Below are 16,252 nucleotides of genomic sequence, written 5' to 3'. Positions count from 1 at the left end.
CGCTTCGCGTCGAGTGCGATGCCGGCAAGCTTCCCGCGCTCGCCGACATGGACGCCTCGTCGTCCTATCTCGGCTGGACGCTCCATCTCGATGCGGGCGCCAAGCGCGCCGCCGTCGAGGGCGTGTTCGACTGGGTGGATGGCGATTGCGACCTCACGATCACCCCGCGTGTCGCGGCACCGGCCCCCGTGGCCGCCGCGCCCGCCGCTCCTGCCACGCCCGCCGCACCCCGCGCCGTGCGCGACGTGGCTACCAACAGCGAGGCCAGCTCGGTCCGCGTTGGCATCGAAAAGATCGATACGCTGATCAACCTGGTCGGCGAGCTGGTCATCACCCAGTCGATGCTCAGCCAGTTCCTCGACGGCGTCTCCGATGCGCAGCTGGAAATGCTGCGCCAGGGCCTCGCCCAGCTCGGCCGCCACACGCGCGAGCTGCAGGAAAGCGTGATGAGCATCCGCATGCTGCCGATCAGCACGGTGTTCAACCGCTTCCCGCGCCTGGTCCGCGACCTAGCCCAGAAGCTGGACAAGAAAGTGGTGCTCGACCTGCGTGGCGAAGGCACCGAACTCGACAAGACCGTGCTCGAGAAGATCGGCGACCCGCTGGTCCACCTCGTGCGCAACGCGATCGACCATGGCCTGGAAGTGCCGGCGAAGCGCCTGGCGGCCGGCAAGGGCGATACGGGCACGCTGCGCATGGAGGCCTTCCACCGCGGCGGCTCCATCGTGGTTGAAGTGGGCGACGATGGCGCCGGCCTGAACCGCGATGCCATCGTGGCCAAGGCCGTCCAGCGCGGCATCATCGCCTCGGGCGATGGCATGTCCGACGACCAGGTCGCCGAACTGATTTTCGAAGCCGGCTTCTCCACCGCCGCCGCCACCACCGATCTCTCGGGTCGTGGCGTGGGCATGGACGTGGTCCGCCGCAACGTCATGGATCTCGGCGGCACCGTCGCGATTTCCAGCAAGTACGGCCAGGGCACGACGTTCACCATCACGCTTCCGCTGACTCTTGCGATCATCGACGGCCTCACCGCCGCAGTGGGTGAGGAGACCTACATCGTGCCGCTGGTTTCCATCGTGGAATCGGTGCAGGTGAAGCCCGAGGCGCTGCGCAGCGTTGTCGGCGGCGGCGAGCTGTTCCGCTTCCGCGACGAGTGGCTGCCGATCATCCGCCTGTACGACGTGTTCGGCTGCGAAGGCCCGCGTCGTGCCATCGAGGACGGCATCGTCATCGTGGTGGAAGGCGAGGGCACGCGTATCGGCCTGTTCGTCGATGAACTCATCGGCCAGCAGCAGGCCGTGGTGAAGTCGCTCGAGGCCAACTACCGCCGCGTCGCCGGCATCTCCGGCGCGACCATCCTGGCCGACGGTTCCGTGGCCCTGATCACCGATATCACCGGGTTGGTCCGCATGCAGGGGCGCCGTAAGGCCGCCTGATCGGACAAATCCGGTAGGAGCCCACCCTGTGGGCGACGCCGTTCGCGACACCGCCGCAGGGCTTGTCGCGTGCGGCGAAAGATGTCGCCCACAGGGTGGGCTCCTACGAAATTCCCACTAAAGGTCCCCCGGTCACGGCCGATACCCCCTTGAGGGGTCCCGAACCGCCGCACCGATCCGCAGTGGGAACACAATGAACCAGCCAGCCAGCACCGCCACCGTGGCCGATGAAGCCGCGCAGTACCTGACCGTCAACCTCGGCAACGAGGAATACGGCGTCGATATCCTCGCCGTCCGTGAAATCCGTGGCTGGACACCGGTCACCCGCATCCCGCAGGCGCCGTCCTATGTCCTGGGCGTGCTGAACCTCCGTGGCGCCATCGTCCCCGTGCTCGACCTCCGCCTGCGTTTCGGCCTGGCCCGCGAGGAATACACGGCCACCACCGTCTGCGTCATCGTCATGGTCGCCGGCCGCCAGTTCGGCGTGGTCGTGGATGCCGTCTCCGACGTGGTCGAAGTCTCGCCGTCGGGCATCCGCCCGGTGCCGGATATGGGCACGACGGTCGATACCGAATACCTGAAGGGCCTGACCTCGGTCGGTGAGCGCATGGTGCTCCTGCTCGATGTCGACCGCCTGCTGCAGCCGCAGGACGCCCAGATGCTGGAAGCCGCGCTGGCTTCCGCCGATACGAAAGCCGTGGCCTGAAGGCCGCGTTGAACTTGCCTTCGAAAACCTTCGAACTGGAATCGTGATGAAGAAGTTGAAGCTGAAGATCCCCGCCCTGACGGTCCGCGGCCGTCTCTACGGCGTGCTCGGCCTGATGGCGGCCATGTTGATCGGTGGCGCGGCCATCGGCCTCGGCGTCATGTACATCCAGAACGAAGGCATGCGCCAGGTGTACGAGGAAGAGCTCGTGCCGGCCAACATGCTTAGCCAAGTGAGCACGCAGTCGCTCATGGCGTTCATCGTGCTGAGCGAAGGTGCGAGCAAGGCCACCGACAAGAGCGCAGTCGCACAAAAGCTCGCCGAGTACGACAAGCTCCAGGCATCGATGGGCATCCTGAAGGACGAGTTCAAGAAGATGCCGATGTCGCCGGAGATCAAGGCCCTCTACGACAAGTGGCAGGCGACCAACGACGACTACGCCTCGGCGAAGAACGACGTGCTCGACGGCCTGAAGCAGGGCGACGAAGGTACCTCGGACATCATCGAGCTGTCGGTCCGCCCGATCCTCATGGATCGCCAGTCGCAGCTTGCCAAGCTGATCGAAGCCAAGCGCGCCGAAGCGCAGGGCATCTTCAACAAGCAGACCTCGCAGTACCACGCCATCCGGATCTTCGTCGTGGTCGCGCTGTCGGCCGGCCTGCTGGTCAGCCTGCTGATCGCCGTGCTGGTCGTGCGTTCGATCATCCGCACGCTGTCGCACACCGTCGATGTCGCCAACAAGATTGCCGACGGCAAGCTCGGTCACGACATCAAGGTCACCCGCAGCGACGAACTGGGCCAGCTCCAGGCCGCGTTCAAGGCGATGGACGAGCGCCTCGCCGCGATCGTCTCCGAAGTGCGCCACGGCTCGGGCTCGGTCAGCACGGCCGCGCAGCAGATCTCGCGCGGTAACGACGACCTGTCGCAGCGCACGCAGGAACAGGCCTCGAGCCTGGAAGAAACCGCTTCGTCGATGGAGGAAATGACCTCCACCGTGAAGCAGAACGCCGAAAACGCGAGCCACGCGAACCAGCTGGCCCGCGGTGCACGCGAGCAGGCGGAGAAGGGCGGCGAAGTCGTCGCGCAGACCGTCGTCGCCATGCGCGAGATCAACAGCTCCTCGAAGAAAATCTCCGACATCGTCAGCCTGATCGACGAAATCGCATTCCAGACCAACCTGCTGGCGCTCAACGCCGCGGTGGAAGCGGCGCGTGCCGGTGAGCAGGGCCGCGGCTTCGCCGTGGTCGCGACCGAAGTGCGCAACCTGGCCCAGCGTTCGGCCGGTGCCGCGAAGGAAATCAAGGGCCTGATCAACGACAGCGCGAACAAGGTGAAGGCCGGTTCGGAGCTGGTCGACCAGTCGGGCAAGGCGCTCGCCGAGATCGTGGACAGCGTGAAGAAGGTGACCGACATCGTCGCCGAGATCGCCGCCGCCAGCTCGGAGCAGTCCGCCGGTATCGACCAGGTGAACCACGCCGTGCTGCAGATGGACGAGATGACCCAGCAGAACGCCGCGCTGGTGGAGGAATCCGCCGCCGCCGCCCGTGCCATGCACGAGCAGGCCACGGAGCTCAGCCGCCAGGTGTCGTTCTTCCAGGTGAGCGGCGCCGCCGCCACGACCAGCAAGGCCGCCCGCAAGGACCCGACCCAGCAGGAAATGGAAACGGTCTTCGCGTCGGTGCGCAGCCAGCCGGCCGCCCCCGCCCGCGCGCAGCGCCCGGCGGAAGCCGCTGGCTATGCCGGTGTGTGGATGGCGTTCTGAGCCATGACCGCGCTCGTCAACAACGGCGATGCCGTCGTGCAGGCGAGCGCGACGGGGCCCAGCCTCGGCGAAACCGAGTTCGCCTTCCTGCGTGAGTTCGTGCTGCAGCATTGCGGCATCTCGCTGGGCGAGCACAAGCGCCAGCTGGTGCAGGGGCGCCTGTTGCGCCGCCTGCGTGCGTTGAACCTGCCGGGTTTCGCGGCGTATTGCGATCTTCTGCGCCGCGACCCCGACGCGGAACTCGGTGAGCTGGCCAGCTGCATCAGCACCAATGTCACCTCGTTCTTCCGCGAGATGCACCATTACGACATGCTCGTGAATGAGTTGCTGCCGCGCTGGCTCGAGGAGAAGAAGAAAAACGGCGGCCGCCTGCGCATCTGGTCGGCCGGCTGCTCCACGGGTGAGGAGCCCTACGCGATCGCGATGGTCCTGGCCGAGGCGCTCGAGCGCACCGGTGCCACTATCGACGCGAAGATCCTGGCCACCGACCTGTCGCCGCAGGCCCTGGAAGCCGCCCGCAAGGGCGTGTACCCGGTGGATCGCCTCGGTGGCGTGGACGAAGCGCGCCGCCGCCGCTGGTTCCTGCGTGGCGAAGGCTCGTTCGATGGCTACGTGCAGGTGCACCCGCGCCTGCGCGAGCTGGTGACGATCCAGCCGCTCAACCTGCTCCACGAATGGCCCATGCAGGGCAAGTTCGATGCCATTTTCTGCCGTAACGTCGTCATCTATTTCGATAAGCCGACGAAACAGCGCCTGTTCGCTAGATACGCCGGCATGCTGGAAAGCCGGGGTTACCTGTTCCTTGGCCATTCGGAATCCATGTACGGACTCTCCGACGATTTTGACCTGATCGGCCGCACGGTTTACCGGAAACGTACATGAGCGACACGTTCGTCGCGCAGCCGCGGACTTTCGCCGGCTTCGATCCAAAGAGTGTGTTGCCCGGGTTTGAGCACGTCCGCCGCTTCTGGGATCCCGCCCAGGACGTGGTCACGGTGAAGATCCTGCCGGGCGAATACTACGTCAGCATGCAGGAAGAGATGATCTCCACGGTCCTCGGCTCGTGCGTGGCCGCGTGCGTGCGCGATACGCGCCGCCGTATCGGGGGCATGAACCATTTCATGCTGCCCGAGCCGGCCAGCGCCGATCGCGACAGCTGGGGTTCGACCGTGGGCCGCGCGGCGCGCTATGGCAACGACGCCATGGAGCACCTGATCAACGCGATCCTCAAGGCGGGTGGCCGGCGCGAAGACCTCGAAGTGAAGATCTTCGGCGGTGGCCGCGTGCTGCAGACCATGACCGACATCGGCCAGCGCAACATCGCCTTCGTCCAGCGCTACATCGCGACCGAAAAGCTGAAGCTCTGCGCCGCCGACGTCGGCGATATCTACCCGCGCCATGTGCAGTTCTTCCCGGTGAGCGGCAAGGTCCGCGTACGCCAGCTGCGCTCCACGCACGATACCCAGCTGGCCGATCGCGAGAAGCGGTACCTCAAGCGATTGGAAAACGATCCGATAAAGGGAGAGGTCGAGCTGTTCTGACGCCTGCCGTCAGCCAGCACCACCGCCCGTTCCACGCCCGACCGGCCCGCCGGCCGGGATGTCCCGCCATCCGAGTTCCTTGTGCCCATGCAGAAAGTACGCGTTCTCATCGTCGACGACTCGGCCCTGGTCCGTAAGGTGCTGACCGCCATGCTCGAGTCCGATCCGGGCATCGAGGTGGTGGGCACCGCGCCGGATCCGCTGATCGCGCGCGAGAAGATCAAGGCGCTGAACCCGGACGTGCTGACGCTGGACGTGGAAATGCCGCGCATGGACGGCCTCACGTTCCTCGAGAACCTGATGCGCCTGCGCCCGATGCCGGTGGTGATGGTCTCGACGCTGACCGAGAAGGGCGCGGACGTGACCCTGCGCGCGCTGGAACTCGGCGCCGTGGATTTCTTCACCAAGCCGGCCGCGGATCTCGCCAACACTTTCATGGAGCACGCGCCGGAAATCTGCGCCAAGGTTCGCCTGGCCGCCGGTGCCAACCCGCGCGAGCGCTCCACCGTGACGAAGATCGAGAAGGTCGACCTCTCGCTCGGCAAGCTGGAAGTCGCCCCGCGCCTCTCCGCGGATGCGGTGCTGCCGCGAGCGCAGACCCCGGGGAGCCGTGGCGGCCAGCGGATCATCGCCATCGGCGCGTCGACCGGCGGCACCGAGGCGATCCGCGTGGTGCTCGAGGCCATGCCGCCGACCGCGCCGCCGATCGTCATCACCCAGCATATTCCCGCCGCTTTCAGCGGCCCGTTCGCGACGCGCATGGATTCGTGCTCGGCGATGAAGGTCTGCGAAGCCCGTGACGGCCAGCCGATCCAGGCGGGCCACGTTTATATCGCGCCTGGCAGCCAGCACCTGCTGGTGATGTGGGACGGTGCGCGCCATGTGTGCCGCCTGCACGAAGGCCCGCCGGTGAACCGGCATAAGCCCGCCGTCGATGTCCTGTTCCGTTCCATGGCCGCCAGCGTCGGCGCCGCCACCGTGGGCTGCCTGCTCACCGGCATGGGCGACGACGGTGCCCGCGGCCTCGGCGAGCTGAAAGAAATCGGCGCCCATACGCTCGTGCAGGACGAGGCCAGCTCGGTTGTCTGGGGCATGCCCGGCGCCGCCTGGAAGGCTGGCGCGGCGGCCGAGATGCTGCCGCTGGACCAGATCGCCGCACGCCTGCTCGCGCTCGCCCATACCCCCATTCCCGCCGCCGCGGCACGCGTCGGCACCTGAAGGAAGAAGAGACGTCACCATGGTCATTCCGAAGAACGAACGCATCACCGGCTTCGCCGTCAGCGCTGTGGCGCTGCTGGCCGTGCTGGTGTTCCGCGCTGCCTGGGTCGCCCCGCTGGTCGTGGCGCTGCTCACCGCCACCTGGATCGCGATCGCCCTGCGCCCGCGCTTTGAAGAGCCGGTGGTCGAGCTGGTCGTCACCAACAGCATGCAGGCCGATGAACAGTCGGTGCGCGATGCGATGGAAGACGTCCGCAGCGCCATCGTCGACGAACTGGGCCATGCCAGCCGCGAGCTGCACCAGGCGCTCGACCTGGTCCGCGACGCCGTGGCCGAACTCGGCGGCGGCTTCAACGGCCTGTCGCAGAAGACGGGCAAGCAGCAGAAGCTGCTTAGCGAGATCATCGAGAGCGGCGGCAAGGGCATTTCGGTGCAGGACTTCGCCTCGCGCACCGCGGGCCTGCTCGAGCATTTCGTCGGCCTGATCGTGCAGCTGTCGCGTGAAAGCCTGCGCATCGTCTACCGCATCGACGGCATGGCGAAGGAAATGGATGCCGTGTTCGCGCTGCTGAAGAACGTGAACACGATCGCCGAAGAGACCAACCTGCTTGCGCTCAACGCCGCGATCGAAGCGGCGCGCGCCGGCGAATCCGGCCGCGGCTTCGCGGTGGTGGCGGGTGAAATCCGTAACCTCGCCCAGCACAGCAACCAGTTCAACGAGAAGATCGGTACCCACGTGGAGCGTTCGCGCACGGCGATGGAGCAGCTGCGTGAACTGGTCGGCCGCATGGCGTCGCAGGACATGAACGTGGCGCTGCAGGCGAAGGGCGATATCGACACGATGATGTCGACGATCACCGAGAGCAACGCGCGCACCAGCGCCGCCGCCGACGAGGCTGCGACGATCAACCGTGGCCTTGGCAACGACGTGTCGACCACGATCCGCTCGCTGCAGTTCGAAGACATCCTGAGCCAGCTGCTGCACCAGACCCGTTCGCGCCTGGTGGAGCTGCAGGAAATCACCGCCGATTGCACCCGCGATATCGAGGAGCTCGCCTGTGCGCCGGCCGACGCGAGCGAGCTGAGCGCCCGCGCCCAGCGCGTGCGTGCCCGCCTGGCCGAGCAGCGTGAGCGTGCGCGCCTGCGTGCCCGCGGCCCCGCCCTGCAGCAGTCGATGGCTGCTGGCGATATCGATCTGTTCTAAGGGGAACGCACCATGTCTATCACCGTCCACAACGATACCGAACACGGCTGCCTGACCCTGCACCTGGGCGAGCGTTTCGATTTCTCGATCCACCGCGCATTCCATGACGCCTGCCTGGGCGACGTGGCGCAGTCGCGCAGCTACGTGCTCGACCTGGAACAGGTCACGGGCATGGATAGCTCGGCGCTGGGCATGCTGATGCTGCTGCGTGAACACGCGGGCGGCGACCGTGCGGAAATTCGCATCGTCAACGCCAGCGCCGACCTGCGCAACACGCTGCGCATCGCGGGTTTCGATAAGCTTTTCACCGTGCATTAAAAGCGGCAGCAGACCGCCTTGAGCTTCACGGAACGCCTCCTTCGGGAGGCGTTTTTTTCGCTTGAGAGCAGGGTTGTCCCGCATTCTCAATCGCAGCCGCGTCACGCTCTGTTACGTTCACGCGCTATCCCTATTGAAGCGAAATGAACATGACGATGCGTCGACCCGATCCCACGGAATGCGAACACTTGCATGCGCTCTGCGAGAGCCATGAGTGCGAGCGTTCCTCCCATGACCTCCTGAACGAAGCCACTGAATGGCTGCAATACGCGCGAGGCGTGACGACGTTACTTGCGGATCTGATCCATGAAGCCGACAGCGTCGAGCCTCGCGATATGGCGCTTTCGCTCGAGGCGATCGCGGCGATGACGCGCCTCGGTGTGCAGCGGGTAGGGCAGGCGCACGCGCAGTGGCAATGGGATCGCGCGGCGGCCTGAGTCTCATCGCCCTCGCGAAAGCCGCTGCTAAGGATGCCGTGCGCAATGCTTTCGCGTGACCGCTACGGGGTGTTCCGGTTCTCTTCGCGGTTCTTACACACGCGGCCGAAATTGCATTACGTAGGCATACTTACCGGCCTAATTTGCGTAAAAGCGAAAATGTGTCGGGCGTCTCATAAGTTCGCGCCCTCGAAAACAGGGGGGGCTGTCTTCGCGAACGAGGAGGGCGTCATGAACGAGCAGGGTTTCGGTAAGGTCTTCACGCGCACGTTGTTGGCTGGCGCGATTTTCGCTGCCGCGGCATCGATGGCGGCGTGCAGTGGCCATGGTTCCACGCACTCGGGCGGTGGCTCGGGGGGCACGGTGAATCCGGGCGGCGCTGGTGGTACCGGCGGTGGAACCGGTGGTGGCGATGGCTCGGGCGGCACGGGTGGCGGTGGCGACGGTTCCGGCGGTGGCGGCACGGGTGGTACCGGCGGCGGTACGGGCGGCGGTAACGGTGGTGGCACCGGCGGCGGTTCGGGCGGCGGTAACGGTGGTGGCACCGGCGGTGGCGACGGCGGCAATGGTGGCGGCAACGGTGGCGGCAACGGCGGCGGCACGGGCGGTGGCGGTGGCACGCCGACGCCGGCGAGCAACGCGGTAGGCGCGGTAGCGACCGGCCTTGGCGGCATCATCGCATCCGTTGGCGGCACGGTAACGGGCGTCGGCGCCCAGGTACCCGCCACGACTGTCCTCGGCGGCACGAACGGGCTCACCACGTCCGTAGGCAATGCCGTGCAGGATCTCGGTGGTGCGGTCACGACGCTCGGCAACGGTGTCACGAATGGCCTTGGCCAGACCGGCACCATCAACGATCCGCTGGGTACCACCACGGACGTCGTGGGCAATGTCGTCACGCAAACCGGCGCGGCAGTGAATGATCTGGGTACGGGCGTCGGCACCGTCGGTGCCGGTACGCCGATCGCGCCGATCACCAGCACGCTGGGTACGGTCGTTGCCACGACCGGCTCGGGTGTGGAGAACCTTGGCACGCAGCTGGGCACCGTGCTGGAGTCCACCGCGGCAAACAGCCTGACCTCCGCGGTGAGTGGCGCAGTCACTCCTATCGTCGCCTCGGTCGGCACGGCGACGAATCCTGAAAACTCAACCAACCTCGTCGCGGCCGTGGGCAATGGCGGCGGTTCGCTGGTCTCGGGCGTCGGTGCGGGCGTCGGTTCCCTGGCCTCCAGCGTGCAGGCAAACCCGGCACCGGGTGCGCTCGCTCCGTTGAGCACCACGGTGGGTAATACGCTCCAGGCCACAAGCGGCACGCTCGGCGCCGTGGGTACGACGCTGGGTAGCGGCCTGGGCAAGGCGCCCGATGCCAACCCGGTGGGCACGACGCTCGCGGGCGTGGGCGGCACCGTCACCTCGGTGGGTGGCGTCGTTGGCAACGTCGGCACGGGTGCGCTCGCGCCGCTGTCGCCGGTGACGGGCGCGGTGGCGAATACGGTGGCCCAGGTCGGCAACGGCGTAACGGCCGCTGCATCCAGCCAGCCGCTCGCGCCGCTTACCAACACGCTCAACTCGGTGGTGAACGGCCTGGCGAATGCCACGACGCTCAACAACACCACGGGCAGCAACGGCAATGGCTCGGCAGGGTCTCAGCAGGACCCGCTTGGCGGCCTCCTGGGTGGGGTGGGAAACCTTCTCCAGCACAAGGCCTCCACGCGGTAAGGCAGGGCGGAAGCGGTGCAATGCCGCTTCCGCACGCCTTGTAAGGACGGCGCCGGCGGCGCAACGCCGGCGCCACGCTTTGCCCGGTCAACACAAAGGAATTCCATGAACCGATGGTTGGGCTGCCTGCTTGGCATGGCCGTCGTGAGCTCCACCACCGCGCAGGTACGAGCGCCTGCGAACCCATTGCAAACCCTGCCGCGCACGGAAGCACCGCGCCAGGCCCCGGTGCAGGTGAACGTGCAGGCGCCCAGCGAGGCGCTGCAGGCGTTGCTTGCCACGAAGCTCACGCCTACCCGTTTCGACGTCGTAGGCGTCAAATCGATCCCGTTTCCCGAGGTGGCGGCGCTATTCGCCCCGATGCGCGGCAAGGCGATCACCGTGGGTGAGCTCGTCGCCGCGGCGGACAAGGTCACCGCGATGTACCGTGCGCGCGGCTATGCGTTGTCGTTCGCCTTCATTCCCGGGCAGGACTTCGCCAACGGCGTCGTGCGCGTCACCATCGTCGAAGGCTACGTCGCCAAGGTGGATGTGCGCGGCGACACCGGCAACATGGACAAGCGCGTGCGCGCGATGGCGGCGCGCATCGTCGGTGAGCGCCCGCTGACGCAGGCGACGTTTGAACGTTATACCCAGCTACTGGGCCAGCTGCCCGGCGCGAAGGTGAGCGCCAGCGTGCCCGCGCCGACGACCACCGACGGCGCAACGACGCTCGTGCTCGACGTGACCCGCAAGCGCTACGACCTGAGCTACGGCCTGGACTTCAATCACCCGGGTACGCAGGGTGTCTTCGCGCTGTCGGAAAACGGGCTGACCCCGCTGGGCGAACAGCTGAGCGTCGCCACGTTGTTCCCGAATGGTGGCAACCAGCGTCTGTACAACGTGGGCTGGACCGAACCGTTCGGCTCGGATGGCTGGCAGGGCAAGGTGGACGCCACGCGCTACTGGGGCACGCCGGATACGGATAACCAGTTGCCCGCGTACCTCGATCACCGCCTGACCCAGGATCGCCTGGCGTTGTCGGCGCTCTATCCCATCACGCTCTCGAACAGCGAACGGTTGAACCTCACGCTCGGTACGTATGCGTCGCGGCAGAGCGATGAATACCGCAACACCGAAACCGGCGTGACCCTCGCGCTGCAGTCCAGCGTCCGCGTACTGAATGCGGAGCTCGCCTGGGTCAAGGTCGCGAACAAGCGCTCGCGCCAGTTCAGTGTCGGCATTTTCCATGGCTTCGACGGACTGGGTGCGTACTCACGCGCGGTCACGAACCTGCCCGTGCGGCTGGCGGTCGCCATGCCGGATGTGAAGTTCACCCGCTATACGATGAGTCTTGCCCTGGCCGATCCCTGGCCGCATGGCTTCGGCACCGTGTTCCGCGCGCAAGGTCAGTACAGCGACAACACGCTGCCCTCGACGGAGCAGATCAATTTTGGTGGCCCGAGCTTTGCGTACGCGTACGATCCCGGCGACGCAGCGGGCGACAGCGGGTGGGCGGCATCCGGTGAACTCAACCGCGGCTTCACCGTCGCTTCGAAATGGCTGACGGGGTTGACGCCTTACGTGGCTTACCAGACCGCGCGCGTGTACCTGAATGGCGCGCGGCCGCTGATCAACCGGCTCGATTCCGCGGCACTCGGCGTGCGCGCCTCCGATGGCAAGCACTATTCCATCGATTTCGCGCTGGCCAAACCGACCGGCGACAAGCCCCCGGAGAGCAACCACCGCAGCCCACGCTGGAACCTCACGTTCAGCTACAACCTCATGTAACACGGCTGATACGGTGGCTGTTTGCCACATCTTCACGGCTGCGGCGCCACGATGCGGGGGAACCCGTCCGGACGCCGTGCCATGCCCCTGTCGCTGTATCCCTCACCCCTGCGTTACCACGAGTCGCTGGAGCAGATCGAGCCGGATGAGGTGGAGACGGCCGAGCAGCTGATAGCGACGCTGACCGAGATCAACCAGACCACGCTGGAACACTCCGGCCACGCGTTGCGCTCGGTGCACGCGAAGAGCCACGCGCTGCTTACCGGTGAGCTGATCGTGCCTGACGACCTGCCGCGCGAGCTGGCGCAGGGTGTGTTCGCGAAGCCCGGCAGGTACGGCGTGGTGCTGCGTCTGTCGACGGTGCCCGGCGATATCCTCGACGACAGCGTTTCCACGCCGCGCGGCATGGCGCTGAAGATCCTTGGCGTGGAAGGCGAGCGCCTGCCGGGTAGCGACGGTGCGACGAGCCAGGATTTCGTGCTCGTGAACGGCCCGGCGTTCTCCGCGCCCAATGCGAAAAAATTCCTGACCTCGCTGAAGCTCACCGCCGCGACCACCGATCGCGCGGAAGGGGCGAAGAAGGCGCTTTCCGCGGTGTTGCGCGGCACCGAGCGTGTGCTGGAAGCCTTCGGTACGCGAAGCAGCACGCTGATCGCACTCGGTGGCCAGCCCGAAACAAATCCCCTCGGCGATACCTACTACAGCCAGGTGCCCCTGCGCTTTGGCGACTACGTGGTGAAGGTGAGCGTGGCACCGCGTTCGCCCAACCTCACCGCGTTGACTGACGCTTCCCTCAACGTCAATGGCAAGCCCGACGGGCTACGCGACGCCATGCGCGAGCACTTCGTCGCGCAGGGCGGTGAGTGGGATGTGCGCGTGCAGTTCTATACCGACCCGGAGACCATGCCGATCGAGGATGCCTCGGTGCCGTGGCCCGAAGAAAAAAGCCCGTATCTGGAAGTCGCCCGCTTGGTCGTGCCGCCGCAGCCCGCGTGGAACGAGGCGCGCCGCGCTGCCATCGATGACGGCCTGGCCTTCAGCCCCTGGCATGGCGTGGTCGAACACCGCCCGCTAGGCTCCGTGATGCGCGCCCGCCGCCTCGCCTACAAAGTGATGGCCAAGTTCCGCGCGCACCACAACAAGGTGGACATCAGGGAGCCGAAAAGCCTGGACGACCTCAACCTGTCGTGGGAGCCCACCCGGTGGGCGACCGCGTTCGCCTCAAGGAAACAGGCCCTGTAGCGTAGGCGCGAACAGCGTCGCCCACAGGGTGGGCTCCTACGGAAAAGCGCTGGCTTTTACCAACCCATGTAATGGCCACCATTGATGGCCAGGTTGGAGCCGGTGATCCAGCTGGATTCCTCGGAGGTGAGGAACGCCACGGCGTGGGCGATTTCCTCGGGACGGCCAAGGCGGCCCACCGGGATCTGCGCGATGATCTTGGCGCGGATATCTTCAGGCACGGCCATGACCAGGTCAGTGCCGACGTAGCCCGGCGAGACGGTATTCACCGTGATGCCGAACCGCGCGTTCTCCTGCGCGAGCGAAATGGTGAAGCCATGCACGCCGGCCTTCGCCGCCGCGTAGTTGGCCTGGCCGTACTGGCCCTTCTGGCCGTTGATCGAGCTGATCTGCACGATCCGGCCCCACTGGCGCGAACGCATGCCTTCGATCACCGGGCGGGTGACGTTGAAGCAGGCATTGAGGTTGGTGTTCACCACCTCGGTCCACTGCTGGTAGTCCATCTTGTGGAAGGTGCTGTCGCGCGTGATACCGGCGTTGTTCACCAGGATCTCGACCGGACCAGCAAGCGCTTCCACGTCGCGGATCATGTTCGCGGCCCCGACAGGGTCGGAGACGTCGCCGGGGACCATCACCACATCGATACCGTCGCGGATCATGTCCTCGCGCCAGGCGGCCGCGCGGGCCTCGTCACGGTAGTTCGTGGCTACCTTGTGGCCCTGCCGGGCGAGGTAACGGACGATCGCCGTGCCGATGCCGCCGGTGCCGCCGGTGACCAGTGCGGTGCGTTGCGTCGTGCCGTGTTTCATGACTCGCCAGGATCCCGTAAGTAAGTGACCCGCCGCGCGGGTAATCTGTTTTTATAGCGCCCGCGTGGCGGTAAGACTACTGCGGCGAAGCGCCGCAGGCTCGAAACCCGCCAGCGCAGCCGCAAGCGTGGCCTCGGGCGTGGTCGCCGCCGGCGCGTCCACGCCCAGCCAGGCCAACGCCCGGCGCAGCGCCGGCAGGGGGTCCGCCGGGTCCACCGGCAGGGCCTGCGCGGACTTGGAGAGCTTCTTTCCGTCGGCGTCCAGCACCAGGGGCAGGTGCAGGTAGCGGGGGTGGGGGAGGCCGAGCAGTTCCTGGAGGTAGATCTGCCGTGCGGTCGAATCGAGCAGGTCCACCCCACGAACAACGTGGTTCACCCCCTGGAAGCCATCGTCCACCACGCAGGCCAGCTGGTAAGCCCACAGGCCCTCGACGCGGCGGATGACGAAATCGCCGGCGACCTCGCGCAGGTTTTCCGCCTGCGGGCCCCGCAGGTCGTCGACCCAGTGGATCGTGCGATCCGGCGAGCGCAGGCGCCAGGCGGGCGGGCGCGAAGGGTCCGGCCGGCCGATGCAGGCACCGTCGCGGTGCAGGCCGCCATGGGCGGCCAGTTCGGCCCGGCTGCACCAGCACGGGAAGACCTGGCCGGAGTAACGGAGGTGTTCGAATGCGGCTTCGTAGGCGCTGCCGCGGGTCGACTGGAACAGGACCGGCTCGTCCGCCCGCAGGCCGAAGGCGTCCAGTGCGGCCAGGATCCCCTCGGCCGACCCGGGAACCTCACGCGGTGGATCGATGTCTTCCACTCGCACGAGCCAGTGCCCTCCCGCGTGCCGGGCGGCCAGCCAGCTGCCGACCGCCGCCACCAGCGAACCGAAGTGGAGGGTACCGGTGGGCGAGGGCGCGAAGCGTCCGCGGTAGCTCATGCGGTTGGGCCGGGCACGGGTTGAGACGTTTCTCATGGCGTCAGGGACGAGGCCGCGACAGTGTAGGCGATCGCTAGCGCGTGCGGCCCGCATCACGCGGGGCGCGGGTCATCCGGGCATTGAATCATTCAGTCTCCGCCCTAAAAAATGAGGTCAGGCGGCGCCACATAGCCAGCCGCTTCAGAGAGAGCAACCATGTTCAAACGTATCGCACTTTTCCTTGCCACCAACATCGCGGTCATCGCGCTGCTCAGCATCGTCTGCCACCTGCTGGGCGTCGACCAGTGGGCTGCCCAGCGCGGCATGGGCATGGGTGGCCTGATCGTCTTCGCCTCCATCTTCGGCATGGGCGGCGCGTTCATTTCGCTGGCCATTTCCAAGTGGACGGCCAAGATGAGCACCGGCGCCAAGGTGATCACCGAGCCGCGCAACGAGACGGAGCGCTGGCTGCTCGAGACGGTGCGCCGCCACGCCGAAAAGGCCGGCATCGGCATGCCCGAGGTCGCGGTGTATGACGCGCCCGAGATGAACGCCTTCGCCACCGGCATGAGCCGCAACAACGCGCTGGTCGCGGTGAGCACCGGCCTGCTGCAGCAGATGGATCGCGAGCAGGTGTCCGCGGTGCTGGGTCACGAGATCGGCCACGTCGCCAACGGCGACATGGTCACCCTGACCCTCATCCAGGGCGTGCTGAACACGCTGGTGATCATCGCCGCCCGCATCGTCGGCCGCCTGATCGACAGCTGGCTGAGCGGCGGCCGCGAGCGGGAAGGCGAGGGCGGCATCGGCTATTTCGTGACGGTGATGGTCCTGCAGATCGTCTTCGGCCTGTTCGCGTCCATGATCGTCATGTGGTTCTCGCGCTGGCGCGAGTTCCGGGCGGATGCGGCGGGTGCGAACCTGGCCGGCCGCGCCTCGATGATCTCGGCCTTGCAGCGCCTGTCGGCCAACCACGGCGAGACCTCGCTGCCGCAGACGATCCAGGCGTTCGGTATCGCGGGGCACCTGGCGACGGGCATGAAGCGCCTGTTCATGAGCCACCCGCCCATCGAGGAGCGCATCGCGGCCCTCCAGGCGGCCCGCTAAGCCCCGGGCCCCCCCTTGCTTTTTGTGGGAGTGAGCTTTCGAACACTGCGCCCCCCCCCCCCCGGGCGGCGCCCCATCGC

General features: G+C 66.7%; 15 protein-coding genes. 13 read left to right on the top strand and 2 right to left on the bottom strand.

Annotated features, from left to right (window positions below):
* From ACTHLF_RS08860 to ACTHLF_RS08805, 12 genes are all read left to right on the top strand, one after another.
* Positions 1-1,439 (top strand): chemotaxis protein CheA (locus ACTHLF_RS08860; protein WP_440326669.1); only part of this gene is annotated, 1,439 nt, incomplete at its 5' end.
* Positions 1,440-1,632: 193 nt separating this feature from the next.
* Positions 1,633-2,145 (top strand): chemotaxis protein CheW, encoded by a 513-nt coding sequence (locus tag ACTHLF_RS08855; protein WP_440326667.1) that lies wholly within the window; start codon positions 1,633-1,635, stop codon positions 2,143-2,145.
* Positions 2,146-2,191: 46 nt separating this feature from the next.
* Entirely contained in the window at positions 2,192-3,907 is a 1,716-nt protein-coding gene (locus ACTHLF_RS08850; RefSeq protein WP_440326665.1) for a methyl-accepting chemotaxis protein, read from the top strand.
* Positions 3,908-3,910: 3 nt separating this feature from the next.
* Positions 3,911-4,789, top strand: coding sequence for a CheR family methyltransferase (locus ACTHLF_RS08845; RefSeq protein WP_440326664.1), 879 nt, complete (start codon positions 3,911-3,913; stop codon positions 4,787-4,789).
* Positions 4,786-5,448, top strand: a complete 663-nt coding sequence (cheD, locus tag ACTHLF_RS08840; RefSeq protein WP_440326662.1) for a chemoreceptor glutamine deamidase CheD — start codon at positions 4,786-4,788, stop codon at positions 5,446-5,448. The genes ACTHLF_RS08845 and cheD overlap by 4 nt, the downstream gene beginning before the upstream one ends.
* Positions 5,449-5,535: 87 nt before the next feature.
* Positions 5,536-6,666, top strand: coding sequence for a protein-glutamate methylesterase/protein-glutamine glutaminase (locus ACTHLF_RS08835; RefSeq protein WP_440326661.1), 1,131 nt, complete (start codon positions 5,536-5,538; stop codon positions 6,664-6,666).
* Positions 6,667-6,685: 19 nt separating this feature from the next.
* Positions 6,686-7,870 (top strand): methyl-accepting chemotaxis protein, encoded by a 1,185-nt coding sequence (locus tag ACTHLF_RS08830; protein ID WP_440326659.1) that lies wholly within the window; start codon positions 6,686-6,688, stop codon positions 7,868-7,870.
* A 12-nt stretch (positions 7,871-7,882) separates the two neighbouring features.
* Positions 7,883-8,188: an STAS domain-containing protein gene (locus tag ACTHLF_RS08825; protein ID WP_440326657.1), complete on the top strand. Its 306-nt coding sequence runs from the start codon at positions 7,883-7,885 to the stop codon at positions 8,186-8,188.
* 143 nt (positions 8,189-8,331) lie between these two features.
* Positions 8,332-8,625 (top strand): hypothetical protein, encoded by a 294-nt coding sequence (locus tag ACTHLF_RS08820; RefSeq protein ID WP_440326656.1) that lies wholly within the window; start codon positions 8,332-8,334, stop codon positions 8,623-8,625.
* A gap of 231 nt (positions 8,626-8,856) precedes the next feature.
* A complete protein-coding gene (locus ACTHLF_RS08815; protein WP_440326654.1) occupies positions 8,857-10,344 on the top strand; it encodes a collagen-like triple helix repeat-containing protein in 1,488 nt (495 codons plus the stop codon).
* Between the two features lie 105 nt (positions 10,345-10,449).
* On the top strand, positions 10,450-12,114 hold the full coding sequence (locus tag ACTHLF_RS08810) for a ShlB/FhaC/HecB family hemolysin secretion/activation protein (RefSeq protein WP_440326652.1): 1,665 nt from the start codon (positions 10,450-10,452) through the stop codon (positions 12,112-12,114).
* Positions 12,115-12,195: 81 nt separating this feature from the next.
* A complete protein-coding gene (locus ACTHLF_RS08805) occupies positions 12,196-13,356 on the top strand; it encodes a catalase family protein (RefSeq protein ID WP_440326651.1) in 1,161 nt (386 codons plus the stop codon).
* 56 nt (positions 13,357-13,412) lie between these two features.
* On the opposite strand, the gene phbB is transcribed toward ACTHLF_RS08805, so the two are convergent.
* On the bottom strand, positions 13,413-14,165 hold the full coding sequence (gene phbB, locus ACTHLF_RS08800) for an acetoacetyl-CoA reductase (protein ID WP_440326649.1): 753 nt from the start codon (positions 14,163-14,165) through the stop codon (positions 13,413-13,415).
* Between the two features lie 51 nt (positions 14,166-14,216).
* Positions 14,217-15,086 (bottom strand): tRNA glutamyl-Q(34) synthetase GluQRS, encoded by an 870-nt coding sequence (gene gluQRS, locus ACTHLF_RS08795; RefSeq protein ID WP_440326647.1) that lies wholly within the window; start codon positions 15,084-15,086, stop codon positions 14,217-14,219.
* A gap of 195 nt (positions 15,087-15,281) precedes the next feature.
* Between gluQRS and htpX the strand changes: the two genes are divergently transcribed.
* Positions 15,282-16,172 (top strand): protease HtpX, encoded by an 891-nt coding sequence (htpX, locus tag ACTHLF_RS08790; RefSeq protein WP_440326645.1) that lies wholly within the window; start codon positions 15,282-15,284, stop codon positions 16,170-16,172.
* Positions 16,173-16,252: the final 80 nt, after the last annotated feature.

Source organism: Luteibacter sp. (assembly GCF_051958795.1).
Classification (GTDB): Bacteria; Pseudomonadota; Gammaproteobacteria; order Xanthomonadales; family Rhodanobacteraceae; genus Luteibacter.
The sequence above is the reverse complement of the archived record's forward strand: the minus strand, read 5'-3'. Positions and strand labels throughout refer to the sequence as shown.

Bases quoted from the DNA above. Each gene is read 5' to 3' on its own strand.
- cheD (WP_440326662.1), top strand. From the start codon at position 4,786: ATGAGCGACACGTTCGTCGCGCAGCCGCGGACTTTCGCCGGCTTCGAT.
- ACTHLF_RS08845 (WP_440326664.1), top strand. From the start codon at position 3,911: ATGACCGCGCTCGTCAACAACGGCGATGCCGTCGTGCAGGCGAGCGCG.
- ACTHLF_RS08810 (WP_440326652.1), top strand. From the start codon at position 10,450: ATGAACCGATGGTTGGGCTGCCTGCTTGGCATGGCCGTCGTGAGCTCC.
- ACTHLF_RS08815 (WP_440326654.1), top strand. From the start codon at position 8,857: ATGAACGAGCAGGGTTTCGGTAAGGTCTTCACGCGCACGTTGTTGGCT.
- ACTHLF_RS08855 (WP_440326667.1), top strand. From the start codon at position 1,633: ATGAACCAGCCAGCCAGCACCGCCACCGTGGCCGATGAAGCCGCGCAG.
- ACTHLF_RS08835 (WP_440326661.1), top strand. From the start codon at position 5,536: ATGCAGAAAGTACGCGTTCTCATCGTCGACGACTCGGCCCTGGTCCGT.
- ACTHLF_RS08825 (WP_440326657.1), top strand. From the start codon at position 7,883: ATGTCTATCACCGTCCACAACGATACCGAACACGGCTGCCTGACCCTG.
- ACTHLF_RS08820 (WP_440326656.1), top strand. From the start codon at position 8,332: ATGAACATGACGATGCGTCGACCCGATCCCACGGAATGCGAACACTTG.
- gluQRS (WP_440326647.1), bottom strand. From the start codon at position 15,086: ATGAGCTACCGCGGACGCTTCGCGCCCTCGCCCACCGGTACCCTCCAC.
- phbB (WP_440326649.1), bottom strand. From the start codon at position 14,165: ATGAAACACGGCACGACGCAACGCACCGCACTGGTCACCGGCGGCACC.
- ACTHLF_RS08830 (WP_440326659.1), top strand. From the start codon at position 6,686: ATGGTCATTCCGAAGAACGAACGCATCACCGGCTTCGCCGTCAGCGCT.
- ACTHLF_RS08805 (WP_440326651.1), top strand. From the start codon at position 12,196: ATGCCCCTGTCGCTGTATCCCTCACCCCTGCGTTACCACGAGTCGCTG.
- ACTHLF_RS08850 (WP_440326665.1), top strand. From the start codon at position 2,192: ATGAAGAAGTTGAAGCTGAAGATCCCCGCCCTGACGGTCCGCGGCCGT.
- htpX (WP_440326645.1), top strand. From the start codon at position 15,282: ATGTTCAAACGTATCGCACTTTTCCTTGCCACCAACATCGCGGTCATC.